Origin of the sequence: Streptomyces sp. NPDC046915 (assembly GCF_040644935.1) — a bacterium.
Classification (GTDB): Bacteria; Actinomycetota; Actinomycetes; order Streptomycetales; family Streptomycetaceae; genus Streptomyces.
Map to the genome: position 1 here is coordinate 1 of NZ_JBEYXB010000019.1, position 12,617 is coordinate 12,617.

Consider the following 12,617-nt stretch of genomic DNA (forward strand, 5'->3'; position numbering starts at 1 on the left):
CGCAGCGCCCTTGAGGCGGGACGCGGAAGCACGACAATCAGGAGAAGCGAGCGGCCCCCACGGGCACTTCACGACAGGCGTCCACATCGCCCACCACCCGCACCCTCACGGTCACTCTCGAATTCCGCCCACACGATCTTGCCCGGGTTCCGTTCACCGACGTCCCACTTGTCAGCCAGCGCCGCCACCAGCAGTAGACCCCGGCCGTGTTCCGACTCCGGGCACTGGTCCGGGACTTGGACCTCGCCCCCTCCGCTGTCGTGGAGCTCGACCCGGAGGACACCGTCGGGATGCCGCGTCAGGCGGAGCGCGAAGCCACGGCCCGGCGGGACGCCGTGGAGCAGCGCGTTGGTCGCCAGTTCGCTCACGCAGAGCAGCACGTCGTCCGCGCGCTCCTTGATCTCCCACTCCGCCAGCGCCGTACGCGCGAAGTGCCTTGCCAGGCCCACCGATCTGCGGTCTCGGCGATAGAACGCCTCGCGGGTGTGGGGGTGTTGGAATTCCGCGTTCATGACGCCAGTGTCACTGTCCGTCACTAAAGTGGACCAATGGGTGAAGTCGTAGTGCTGATTACTACGACTCCACTACGAGGACTTCGCGGAACGACGGGGGAAGAGGACCGGCATGCACTCGGCGAAGAAGCCCAAGAAGGTCGGTTCGTGGCAGGCGATCGGCGCGGTGGTCGCCCACTACCGGAAGCAGGCTCGACTCACCCAGGAGCGGTTAGCCGAGGCCGCCAACGTCCACGTGGACACGGTGAGGTCCATCGAGCAGGGGCGCTTGGCCTTGCAGCCGGACCGGGCCGAGCAGTTCGACGAGCTCCTGGGTACGGGCGGGGCGTTGGCCGTGCTGGTGGAGAAGATGCCCGTGCGGGAGCGGGTCGTTCAGTTCGCGCAGGGGCTCGTGGAGCACGAGCAAGAAGCGGTCAGCATCATGTCGTACCAGAGCCTGGTCGTTCCGGGGCTGCTTCAGACACGGGACTACTGTCGGGCCGTCTTCGACTACCGGTATCCGGCGCTGGGCAGCGAGACCGCCGAGCAGTGGGTGAACACGCGCATGGACCGGCAGTTGGTCTGGCAGCGGGACGAGCCGCCCGTGGGCCACTTCATCCTGGAGGAGAGCATCCTGCGGCGCCGGGTCGGTGGGCCGGAAGTAATGCGGGGGCAGATCCGCCAGGTCCTGGAGTACGCCGAGCCCGTCCACATGAGCATGCAGATCATGCCGATGGATCGCACGCCGCACTCTTGTCTCGATGGCCCCATGGTCCTGTTGGAGACCCCCGAATTCGAGCGTCTTGTGTACCTGGAGGTGCAGCGCGCGAGCTTCCTCGTGGACGATCCCGACGAGGTCAGCGACTATCACCACAAGTATGGAATGCTGCGGTCGCAGGCCCTCTCTCCCGAGGAGAGTGTGCGTCTCTTGAACGGACTGCTAGGAGAGTCATGACCACCGCAGCACGACAGCAGAAGCGCTCGGATGACCTGGCATGGTTCAAGTCGAGCTACAGCGGCAGCGAAGGCGGCGACTGTGTCGAAATCGCATACGACTGGCACAAGTCCAGCTACAGCGGCAGCGAGGGTGGCAATTGCCTGGAAGTGGCCACCACCCCCACCACCATCCACATCCGCGACTCCAAAACCCCCACCGGCCCCACCCTCGCCCTCTCCCCCTCCACCTGGAGCGAGTTCCTTGGCTGCATCCCCTCCTGAAGAGACCGACTGGGTCTTCCTCGTCTCGTGCAGCAAGGCGCCGGGGCAACCCCACCCCATGCACGTCCTCTTGGGTTGACTGCGAGAACGCGGCATCGACTGGATGCCCTTCGCATCGGAAGAGCTTCGGTGCGACCTCTTCTGCATGCGGATGACCGACGGGGACCCGTACGGCCGGGTCAGTCTCTCCGTCGATGCTCGGGCCCTGTGGCGGCTCGGGCTGCATCCGGATCAGCCGACGGCTGTGGTGAACGGGGTGTCTCCGCCGGCGTGGTGGCATGCGGCCGGGGAGCGGTATGCGGCCCGGTATGCACGGTAACCGCCCGCCGTTTCGGAACCGGTAGCAACCACCAGGCCGACGCCACCGACAAGGCCGCGCCCACCGCGATGCCCTCCAGCCGGGTGGGCAGCAGGCTGGTCGCGTCCTGGCCGAAGTAGCCGAGGAGCAGGGAGAGGGCAGTGGTCATGCCGGCTGCCCAGTAGGCGTAGTTGAGCGGGCGTAGCCACAACGCCACTGCCAGGACGGCGAACATCAGCGCCACCGAGGTCCGGCCCGTCGCACCGGCCGCCGCCACGCCCGTGGCCAGCAGCGTGCCCGCGCAGGCACCCGCGAGCCGTTCGATTCCCTTGCGGAGTACGTCCGTTCGGCCGCGGTTGCCGCTCGCGGCGACGTATGCGGTGAGCACCAGCCATGGCCAGTGGTGGTCGAAGAGGGACCGTCCCAGTGCGAAGGCGGCGGCGACGGCGGCCGCCATCTGTACGGCCATGCGGGTGCTGGGGCGGGGGTGGAGGCGAGAGGCCCGGCGGGGCTCGGTCACCTCGGCGTCGGCGGGCCAGGGTCCGTATCGGTCGGCCAGTGCCTGCACGAGCCACACGCATACGCAGGCCAGCACTCCGATCAGCGCCGACCATGCCCAGTTCACCAGCGCTCCCTGGGCCTCGGGCGGCAGTGCCGGGCCCGGGACGACGAGGAGGGCGACGAGCGGGAGGGTCATGAGGGTGCCGGCCTTGGTGGCGGTCTGGCCGTAGCGGCGGAGCCAGATGGCCAGGGAGATCGCGGCGGTGTAGGCGGCCGCTCCGGCGGCGTAGTGGGTGGCGATGAGGCGGCCGAGCAGCTGGGCCACGGCCGCCGTCACGGGGAGCAGGAGCAGCGCGGTGAGGCGGCGGCGCGTGTTCGCGGTGCGCTGGGTGGAGGACAGGGTCAAGGTCAGGGCGACCGCGAGGACGAGCACGTCGGTGTGCAGTCCGGCGGTGCGCTCCAGCCACAGGGCGGCGCTCCAGGAGAGCAGGACGGCGGTCATCGTCAGGGCCGCTTCGTACGCGTTGCGTATCAGTTTGGCGGTCACATGCCGACAATAGCGGCCACCAGCCCTCAGTGATAGTAAGTAGTCGCGTATGATTCACGGCATGGACCATCTCCCCGAAGCCGCCCGTCTCCGTAGCGGCATCGTCCGTCTGAACCGTCGCCTCCGGCAGGAACGCGGTGACGGGAGCCTGAGCGCCAACCAGCTCGTCGTGCTTGGGTATCTGCACCGGCACGGGTCGGCCACACCCGGTGCGATCGCGGCGGCGGAGCGGCAGCGGCCGCAGTCGCTGACCCGGGTTTTCGCCGAGTTGGAGGAGGACGGGCTGATCGTGCGGGAAGCGGGCCGCGTCGACCGGCGTCAGTCCGTGCTGACGCTCACCGCTGAGGGGCGGCGGGTGCTGGAGCGGGACATGGCCGAGCGTGACGCCTGGCTGGCCGGGGCGCTGGCTTCGCTCAGCGAGACGGAGCGGGGGGTGCTGATGCTGGCGGGTGCGCTGATGGAGCGGCTGGGGCAAGCACCGGAGGCGGCCGCCCCTGAGGACCAACCCTCAGAAGCCACCGTCGGTCCCCGCCCTCAGAACCCACCGCTGAAGTCCCCTCCCCCACCTCCCCCGCCGTCCCCGAACCCCCCACCGTCCCCGAACCCGCCCCCGAAGTCCCCCGGATCGAAGTCCGCCCCGGACACGTCCCCGCCCTCGTAACCGCCGCCGAAGTCCCCGCCGCCGAAGTCCCCGCCGCCGAAGTCCCCGTACCCGGCGCCGTAGTCGGCCGCGTACGCCGGGGCCGCCATGATGCTGCCCAGTGTCGTGCCGATCAGGAGGCCGGGCAGGATGCCGCCGCCGAAGTAGCCGCCCGCCCAGGGGCCGTAGGCGGGGCCCGCGTCCCAGTAGGGGCGGCGGCCGTAGTCGGTGTCGACCTCGCGGACGACGGGGTCGCGGCCGTCGGCGAGGCGGGTGGCGTCGGCCGCGCAGACCGGGACCTCGCGGGGGGCTCCGCCGGGCGGGGTCCAGGCGGCGTCGCTGACCGAGGGGCCGTGGCGGGGGTCGAAGAAGCAGGGCGGGCGGCGTTCTGGCAGGGGGCGGCCCTCGCGTCGGGCGGCGAGCTGGGCGAGGGAGAAGCGGCCGTCCTCCAGGGTCTGGGTGACGGCGCGTACGTCCTCGGGTTTGCGGGCGTCGGCCATGTACTGCTTGGCGTTCTCGTAGGCGTCCAGGGCCCGCTCGTAGTCCGCGCGCATGGCGTCGTCGGCGCGCGGCTCGGCCGGGTGGAATTCGAGGCGGTCCAGTTCCTCGCCGAAGGCGGTGATGTCCTCGTCGACGACGACCCGCAGGCGGTCCAGGGCGGCCCGCTGTTCCTCGGCGTGGCGGCGGCGGTTGCGGCGGACGATCGCGTACGCGCCCGCGCCGCCGGCCACCAGGACGGCCGCCGTGGTGATCAGGGCGGTGGTGGAGACTCCGGTGGCGCCGTTGGAGGAGGTGCCCCATGACGCGGGGGCCTTCCCGCCCATGTTGGCCAGGGCGCGGTTCGTGAAGTCGGTCAGCTGGGTCTTGGCGTTCTCGCCCTGGACGCTGGTGACCAGGTTGCGTACGGCCGTTCGGGGCATGACGGAGGAGTCGGCTCGGGCGTCGAAGCGGTCGCCGAGGCGGATGGCGTACAGGCCGGTGACGCCGGTGGCGGTGCGCAGGTCGGTGAAGAGATTGCGGGTGGGGTAGTCGGCCGGGAGGACCGCGATGAAGAGTGGTTTGCCGGCGCTCTCGATCCGCCGGGCCAGCGCGCCGGAGTCCGCCGCCGACAGCTGGGCGGAGGCCGCGGAGTCGACGTAGACGGGGCTCTGGCGAAGGGCCGCGGCGATCGTCGAGACGCTGGTGGCGGCCGTGACCTGCGTGGCGGCCGTGACCTGCGTGGCGGCCGTGGCCTGCGGGGCGAGCACGGTCATGACCGCGAGTGCCAGGGCCAGCAGCAGCCCTGGGAGGCTTCGGGTCCGTACACCCTTCATGGTTCGAAGCTACCCGAAGCCTCCCAAAACCGGTCGGGTCTATGCCGCCCGGTAGGCCTCCAGCAGTTTGCTCGCCGCCTGCCCGTACCGTCCGGTCAGCAGCAGGTGGTCCGCGTCGGCGAAGGGCTTCGCCACCGCCGGGGTCATCCGCTGCCCCAGTCGGTTCTGGACGATCAGGCGCGCCTCGGTGACCAGTCGGCGTCCGGCCTCGTCCGCGCCCTTCCTCTCGGCCACCGTCGCGGCGGCGGCCAGTGCCCGCAGCGTCGGTGTGTCACCCCGCGGGACCTTGGTGAGGGTGGTCAGGCCCCAGCCGTACGGGAACTGCGGGTCGTACGAGGTGTCGCCCACGTTGATCGGCAGCTGGGCCTCGGACCTGGGCCAGGTGACGGGGAGCTGTCCGGTGAAGGGCCGCCTGCCGTAGAGGACGTCCGCCACGCCGTCGCCCTCGGTGCCCGGCAGCCAGGAGGCGACCAGGGCGTCGATCTTCCCGAGCCGGTCGCCGACGAGTTGCGGGCGGCCGGAGACGATCAGCACCGCGCACTTCATGGCGGCGCACACCTTGTCCACCGCTGCCTGGTCGGCGGCGGAGAGGGTCAGGGCGTGGCCGTTGCCGACGTCTCCGACGCCTTCGGCGTACGGGGTTTCGCCGACCACGACCACGCCGACGTCGTAGCCGGTCAGCGGGGCGGAGGCGTCCTTGGAGTAGGTGATGTCCCCGCCGGCCCCGCGCATTCCGTCCAGGATCGTCGTGCCGGGGACGATGTTCCCGGAGGAGCCCTGCCAGGTGACCGTCCAGCCGCCGGTCTGGTTGCCGATGTCGGCGGCGTTGGATCCGGCGACGTACACCTTCTGGTTCTTGCGCAGCGGCAGCAGGCCGCCCGCGTTCTTCAGCAGCACCTGCGACTCGGCGGCCGCCTGCCGGGCGACGGCGCGGTGGGCCGGCGAACCGATCTGCGCGGCGCCGGTGGTGTCGGCGTAGGGGTGCCCGAAGAGGCCCAGCTCGAACTTCTGGGTGAGGATGCGGGAGACGGCGTCGTCGATCCGCTTCTCGCTGATCCGGCCCGCGTCCACCTCGCCGGTCAGCGCGGCGGTGAAGTCCTTGTAGCCGTACGGCACCATCATCATGTCCACGCCCGCGTTGACCGAGGTGCGGACGTGGGACGCGTAGTCGCCGGGGAGCTGGTCGATGGCGTTCCAGTCGCTGATGACGAAGCCGTCGAAGCCCATGCGGCCCTTGAGCACGCCGTTGATCATGTCGGCTCGGGCGTGCATCTTCACCGGGCCCTGCCCGTCGCCGAGGATGTCGAGGGACGAGTACGACGGCATGACCGTGCCGATGCCCCGGTCGACGGCGGTCTGGTACGGGGACAGGTGGATGGCCTCCAGCTGCTGCCTCGTGACCTTGGTGACGCCCTGGTCGATCTTGTACGTCCCGGTCGTCGAGGAGCCGTACTCGGTGCCGCCGTCGCCGACGAAGTGCTTGGCGGTGGCGAGGACCCTGTCGTTGCGGCTGAGGTCGCCGCCGTTCGCCCGGCCCTGGAGGCCCTGGATCATCGTCTCCATGGACTGGACGAGGGCCGGGTCCTCGCCGAAGGACTCGTAGGAGCGGCCCCAGCGTTCGTCGCGGGTGACGCAGAGGCAGGGGGCGAAGTCCCAGGGGATACCGGTGGCCCGGACCTCGGCGGCCGTCACCGCGCCCGTCCGCTGGGCGAGGCGGGGGTCACGGGTGGCGCCGATGCCGATGTTGTGCGGCATGATCGTGGCGCCGACCAGGTTGTTGTGGCCGTGGACCGCGTCCACGCCGTAGATCAGGGGGATCTGGAAGCGGGTCGCCTGCGCCCTGAGCTGGAAGGCGTCGATCATCTTCGCCCAGCCCTCGGGGGTGTTGGGCGTCGGGGTGGAGCCGCCGCCGGAGAGCAGCGAGCCGAGGGCGTACGTCGCGAGGTCGGCCCCGTTGCCCACGGCTCCGCGCTCGGCCTGGGTCATCTGGCCGGTCTTCTCCGCCAGGGACATGCGGGACACGAGGTCCGCGACGCGCTTCCTGACCGGCAGTTTGCTGTTCAGGTAGGGCAGTCCGTGGGCGTCGATGACGATCTGCGGGGTCTCGGCGGGGGCCTTGGCGCCGGTCACCGTGAGCTTCAGGGGGATCGTCTCGGCGGACTCGGCCGTCCGGTCCTTGAGGGTGGGGACCTTGATGGTCCGCGAGGTGCCGGAGGCCGTGCCGGCCGGGAAGGTGAGGGTGCCGGAGACCGGGGTGTAGTCCTTGCCGGGGGTGGCGGTCCCGGTGGCCGTCGTCTCGTAGGTGACCGTCACGGGCTCGTCGACCGGGGCGGCGCCGGTGGTGGCCACGGTGACCTGGACCGCGGCCGTGCGGCCCTCCTTGACCGGATGGACGGCGGAGTCGGTGGTGACGGAGGCGCGCAGGGACTGGTCGGCCTTGCCGTACAGCTCGACGTCGTCCATGGCGAAGGTGCCCTTGACGCCGGTGGGGAGCGTGACGGAGTACCCCCACATCTGGGTGAGGCCCAGGATGTGGTCGATGCCGCCGACCGGTTGGTAGTCCGTTCGGTAGGTGAAGTCGGCGAACGGGATCTCGACCTGTTTCCAGCCGGTGAAGTCGTCGGTGAAGGAGGTCGTCCAGAGCTCCGAGGCCTCGCCGTTCGCGCCGCCGTCCTTGATCTCGAAGGCGATCTTCTTGCCGTTGCCCCGGCCGTCCCACCAGAAGCGGATGCCCTTGTGGGCGGACCAGTCGTGGGCGGGTTCGGTCGCGGCGTAGTCGTGGGTGAAGCCGCCGTAGCCGCTGATGTCGTAGCTGCCGGCGAGGACCTTCTCGCCCTCGGGGGCGTCCGGGCGGGCGGCGAGTTGCAGGGTGGGCGGGTCGTCGGTGTCGCCGCCCCAGGTGAAGATGCCCTCGGCGGGCTGGGCGGCGAAGGGGACCTCGCCCTCGAAGCGGTCGACGGGAACGGGGGCCGGGTCGTCGGCGGCTCGCGCGGTCGCCCAGGGGAGCAGACCGGTGAGGAGTGCGGCGGAGACGAGCAGGGCGGTTCTTCGCATGGACCTTCCCTCGGCTCTTGGTTCACTCATGACTTAGATCACGCCGTGAGTTAACGCGCGTCGCGTGGCACCGTCAATACTTCACGTCAGAAGTGGTGCAGGACCAACACGCGGCCGGATCACGGCTGTTGTGTGTTTGGTTTTTGAATGCGCGACCTCTTGACGTCTATAGGAAGCCGTCATTTACTCACGGCTCGCACGCCCCCATCCCCCACCACACGAAGGGCGGCGCTCCATGAGAAGACCTTTGCGAACGGTCCGGCTGCTGCTCACCGGCCTGCTGACCACCGCCGGGCTCACGACGCTCGGCATGCCCTCCGCGCACGCGGCCGGCGAGCAGGTCACCGCGTACCTCACCACCACCGACGACTCCGCCGGACGCCATGTCACGCGCGGGCTCCAGGCGCAGACGCCGTTCGCCTTCCAGTCGGGCAGCGGTGGCAGTGGCGAGAACATCACCGTCGACGAGAACACCCGGTACCAGACCTTCACCGGCGGCGGCGCGTCCTTCACGGACACCGCCGCCTGGCTGATGAACAGCAGCGGCGCGCTGTCCCAGTCCACGCGGGACGCGACCATGCGGAAGCTGTTCTCGCCGACGGACGGGATCGGGCTGTCGTTCCTGCGCAACCCGATGGGCGCCTCCGACCTGGCGCGCTACGGGTACACGTACGACGACGTGGCGGCCGGGCAGACGGACCCGAACCTGAACAGCTTCTCCCTCTCGCACGACCTCGCGGACGTCGTCCCGCTCACCAAGCAGGCCCTCCAGCTGAACCCCTCTCTGACTGTCATGGCCTCGCCATGGACGGCTCCGGCCTGGATGAAGGACAGCGGCTCGCTCAACGGGGGCTGGCTGAAGTCCGAGGACTACGCGGCGTACGCCGCCTACTTCGTGAAGTACCTCCAGGCGTACAAGAACCAGGGCGTCAACGTCTCCTACGTGACCCCGCAGAACGAGCCGACCTGCTGTTCCGGCTATCCGTCGATGAGCTGGAACGCCTCGGGCCTCCAGTACTTCCTCAAGAACGACCTGCTGCCGCAGCTCCAGTCGGCCGGGCTGTCCACCAAGGTCCTCGCGCACGACTGGAACTGGGACGTCTACGACTCCTACGCGGCCGCGTCCGTGGACGACTCGACGATCCGCAACCACCCCAACTTCGGCGGGATCGCCTGGCACGGCTACAGCGACATCAGCGGCGTCTCCAAGCAGACCACCGTCCACAACCAGTACCCGAACCTGGACGCGTTCGGCACCGAGCACTCCGGCGGCACCTGGGTCGCCAACCAGCAGCGCGAGGACATGAACAACATCATCGACTACACCCGCAACTGGGCGAAGTCGGTGACCAAGTGGTCGCTGGCCGTGGACCAGAACATGGGCCCGCACAACGGCGGTTGCGGCACCTGCACCGGCCTGATCACCGTGCACGACGGGGACGGCGCGAGCGGGACCGTCGACTACACCGTCGAGTACTACACGATGGGCCAGCTGACCAAGTTCGTACGGCCGGGTGCGCAGCGGATCGCCTCGACGGCGTCCACCTCCGTGCCGAACGTGGCCTGGCGCAACCCGGACGGCTCGAAGGCCCTGATCGCCTACAACGACTCGTCCTCCGCCAAGACCGTCACGATCGACTGGGGCTCCCAGCACGCGACCTACTCGCTGCCGGGCAAAACCTCCGCCACCTTCACCTGGTCCGGCACCCAGTCCGGCGGCGGGAGCACGAGCGGCGCCTTCGTCGGCCTCGCCGGCAAATGCCTGGACGTGGCGGGCGGTTCGAGCGCCAACGGCACGGCGGTGCAGCTCTACGACTGCAACGGCTCGACGGCGCAGAAGTGGACCGTCGTGTCCGACGGGTCGGTGCAGGCGCTCGGCAAGTGCCTGGACGTGACGTCGGCGTCGACGGCGGACGGGGCGAAGGTGCAGCTCTACGACTGCAACGGCACCGGAGCCCAGCAGTGGTCGTACAACGCCTCGACCGGTGACGTGGTGAACACGGCGGCGAACAAGTGCCTGGACGTCACCGACAACTCCTCGGCCAACGGGGCACGGGCCCAGATCTGGTCCTGCACCGGGGCCGCCAACCAGAAGTGGAAGCTCCAGTAGGACGGAAAGCCGGTGCTGCCGGGCTGCGCCGCGGGCCGGCCCGGCACATGGTAGGGGTATGAGCACACCGCGGGATCTGTTCCTCGTCACCCTCGACGTGCCCGGCGATCATCCCGTCGAGCCGGGCGATCTGTCGCTCGCGCTCGCGGGAGCCGAGCTGGTCGACCTCCTCGGCGCACGGGCGCTCACCCTGGACGGTGAGCACATCGTGCCCGGCACCGCGCTGACCACGGATGACCGGATGCTGGACGAGGCCCAGGCGGCGCTCGTGCGGAACGAGCCGTACGAGTCGGTCGACGACTGGCTGTGGCGCCGGGGTCAGGGACTGGTCACGGCCTATCGCGACGTCCTGGACGCCGAGGGGCAGCTGTCCGGGAAACGGCCCTGGTGGCCGCGCCGGGCCGACAGGGCGGCGGCGGCCGACACCCCGGCCCGGCGGCACGCCGCCGACCGGTGGTGGTCCCGCGAGCCCGTGCTCACCGGGCTCGCCGCCACCCTGGGCATCGAGGGCGAGCGGCCGCCGGAGGAGGAGCCCGCCGACGAGGCGGTCGCCACCGTCGTGCTGGCCGTCGGCGACGCGGTGACGGAGCTGGGGGCCGTGCGTGAGCGGCGGCGCATCGAGAACGCGGCCTTCGACAACATCTGGCGGGCCCCCTGACCCCCTGGCGGGCGGGCCAGAGGGTCGCCGTCGTCCTCGGTCAGGCCTCCGCCGTGGTCACTGCGCGGGCTCCACGGCCGCCCGGAGCAGGCCGTACGTGTAGGCGTCCTCCAGGGCCTGCCAGGATGCCGCGATGACGTTCTCCGCGACCCCGACCGTGGACCACTCGCCGGCGCCGTCGGAGGTGGAGATCAGTACGCGGGTCGTGGACGAGGTGCCGTGCTTGCCCTCGAGGATGCGGACCTTGTAGTCGACCAGCTCGAACTTGGCCAGCTGTGGGTAGATCTTCTCCAGGGCGACCCTGAGGGCCCGGTCGAGGGCGTTGACGGGGCCGTTGCCCTCCGCGGTGGCGACGATGCGCTCGCTCTTGGCCCACAGCTTGACGGTGGCCTCGTTGGCGTGGGTGCCGTCGGGGCGGTCCTCGACGATGGCGCGCCAGGACTCCACGTCGAAGTACTTCAGCGGCCTGCCCTCGACCTCGGCGCGCAGCAGCAGCTCGAAACTGGCGTCGGCGGCCTCGTACGTGTAGCCCTTGAGCTCCCGCTCCTTGACCCGGTCGACGACCCGGCCGACCAGCTCGCGGTCGCCGCCGAGGTCGATGCCGAGCTCCTTGCCCTTCAGCTCGATCGAGGCGCGGCCCGCCATGTCGGAGACCAGCATGCGCATGGTGTTGCCGACCAGCTCGGGGTCGATGTGCTGGTAGAGGTCGGGGTCGACCTTGATGGCGGAGGCGTGCAGGCCGGCCTTGTGGGCGAAGGCGGAGACGCCGACGTAGGGCTGGTGGGTGGAGGGGGTGAGGTTGACGACCTCGGCGATGGCGTGCGAGATGCGGGTCATCTCGCGGAGCCGGCCGTCGGGGAGGACCTTCTTGCCGTACTTCAGTTCCAGGGCGGCGACGACCGGGAAGAGGTTGGCGTTGCCGACGCGCTCGCCGTAGCCGTTCGCCGTGCACTGGACGTGGGTGGCGCCCGCGTCGACGGCGGCGAGGGTGTTGGCGACCGCGCAGCCGGTGTCGTCCTGGGCGTGGATGCCGAGCCGGGCGCCGGTGTCGGCGAGGACCGTGGAGACGACCGCCTGGACCTGGGCGGGGAGCATGCCGCCGTTGGTGTCACAGAGGATGACCACGTCCGCGCCCGCCTCGGAGGCCGCCCGGACGACCGCCTTGGCGTACTCGGGGTTGGCCCGGTAGCCGTCGAAGAAGTGCTCGCAGTCGACGAAGACCCGGCGGCCCTGCTCGCGCAGGAAGGAGACGGTGTCGCGGACCATCTCCAGGTTCTCGTCCAGGGTGGTGCGCAGCGCCAGTTCCACGTGCCGGTCGTGCGACTTGGCGACCAGGGTGATCACCGGGGCGCCGGACGCGAGCAGGGCCCTGACCTGGGGGTCGTCCGCGGCCTTGGCGCCCGCGCGGCGGGTGGCGCCGAAGGCGACCAGCTGGGCGTGCTTGAAGTCGATCTCCTGCTGGGCGCGGGCGAAGAACTCGGTGTCCCGCGGGTTGGCGCCGGGCCAGCCGCCCTCGATGAAGCCCACGCCGAAGTCGTCCAGGTGCCGAGCGATGGCCAGCTTGTCGGCGACGGTGAGGTTGATGCCCTCGCGCTGGGCGCCGTCGCGCAGGGTGGTGTCGAAGACGTGGAACGTATCGTCCAGCCGGCTGGTTTCGGTCATGGTCTCAGGGCTCCTGTTTTGAATCTCGGTCTTACCGGAATGACCGGCTCCACCGTCCCCTCATACTCCCTCACGCTCCGTCTCCGGCTGAAGGTGGGCCGGAAAACGAAAAAACCCCTCGCGGG

General features: G+C 70.2%; 9 protein-coding genes and 1 pseudogene. 5 read left to right on the plus strand and 5 right to left on the minus strand.

From position 1 onward, the window contains the following. Positions 1-68: 68 nt before the first annotated feature. On the minus strand, positions 69-512 hold the full coding sequence (locus ABZ915_RS36835) for an ATP-binding protein (RefSeq protein ID WP_361812525.1): 444 nt from the start codon (positions 510-512) through the stop codon (positions 69-71). Positions 513-624: 112 nt separating this feature from the next. Between ABZ915_RS36835 and ABZ915_RS36840 the strand changes: the two genes are divergently transcribed. Next, positions 625-1,446, plus strand: coding sequence for a helix-turn-helix transcriptional regulator (locus tag ABZ915_RS36840; protein ID WP_361812527.1), 822 nt, complete (start codon positions 625-627; stop codon positions 1,444-1,446). Beyond that, positions 1,443-1,709 (plus strand): DUF397 domain-containing protein, encoded by a 267-nt coding sequence (locus ABZ915_RS36845; RefSeq protein WP_361812529.1) that lies wholly within the window; start codon positions 1,443-1,445, stop codon positions 1,707-1,709. Before ABZ915_RS36840 ends, ABZ915_RS36845 begins: the two co-directional genes overlap by 4 nt. A gap of 179 nt (positions 1,710-1,888) precedes the next feature. On the opposite strand, the gene ABZ915_RS36850 is transcribed toward ABZ915_RS36845, so the two are convergent. Beyond that, positions 1,889-3,055: an FUSC family protein gene (locus tag ABZ915_RS36850; protein WP_361812531.1), complete on the minus strand. Its 1,167-nt coding sequence runs from the start codon at positions 3,053-3,055 to the stop codon at positions 1,889-1,891. 61 nt (positions 3,056-3,116) lie between these two features. Between ABZ915_RS36850 and ABZ915_RS36855 the strand changes: the two are divergent. Further along, positions 3,117-3,365, plus strand: a pseudogene (locus ABZ915_RS36855) (MarR family transcriptional regulator); the annotation flags it as partial. 224 nt (positions 3,366-3,589) lie between these two features. Here the strand turns inward: ABZ915_RS36855 and ABZ915_RS36860 are convergent. Together ABZ915_RS36860 and ABZ915_RS36865 are read right to left on the minus strand one after the other, a co-directional pair. After that, on the minus strand, positions 3,590-5,008 hold the full coding sequence (locus tag ABZ915_RS36860) for a hypothetical protein (protein ID WP_361812533.1): 1,419 nt from the start codon (positions 5,006-5,008) through the stop codon (positions 3,590-3,592). 39 nt (positions 5,009-5,047) lie between these two features. Then, complete coding sequence (locus tag ABZ915_RS36865; RefSeq protein ID WP_361812535.1) at positions 5,048-8,062, minus strand: glycoside hydrolase family 3 N-terminal domain-containing protein; 3,015 nt, start codon at positions 8,060-8,062, stop codon at positions 5,048-5,050. A gap of 235 nt (positions 8,063-8,297) precedes the next feature. Here ABZ915_RS36865 and ABZ915_RS36870 point away from each other — a divergent pair, with 235 nt between their 5' ends. Further along, the gene (locus tag ABZ915_RS36870) at positions 8,298-10,172 is read left to right on the plus strand and encodes a ricin-type beta-trefoil lectin domain protein (protein WP_361812537.1); all 1,875 of its coding nucleotides are present in this window, start codon (positions 8,298-8,300) and stop codon (positions 10,170-10,172) included. Between the two features lie 58 nt (positions 10,173-10,230). Next, positions 10,231-10,830, plus strand: coding sequence for a GPP34 family phosphoprotein (locus ABZ915_RS36875; protein ID WP_361812539.1), 600 nt, complete (start codon positions 10,231-10,233; stop codon positions 10,828-10,830). A gap of 57 nt (positions 10,831-10,887) precedes the next feature. On the opposite strand, the gene cimA is transcribed toward ABZ915_RS36875, so the two are convergent. Next, the gene (gene cimA / locus ABZ915_RS36880) at positions 10,888-12,492 is read right to left on the minus strand and encodes a citramalate synthase (protein WP_361812541.1); all 1,605 of its coding nucleotides are present in this window, start codon (positions 12,490-12,492) and stop codon (positions 10,888-10,890) included. Positions 12,493-12,617: the final 125 nt, after the last annotated feature.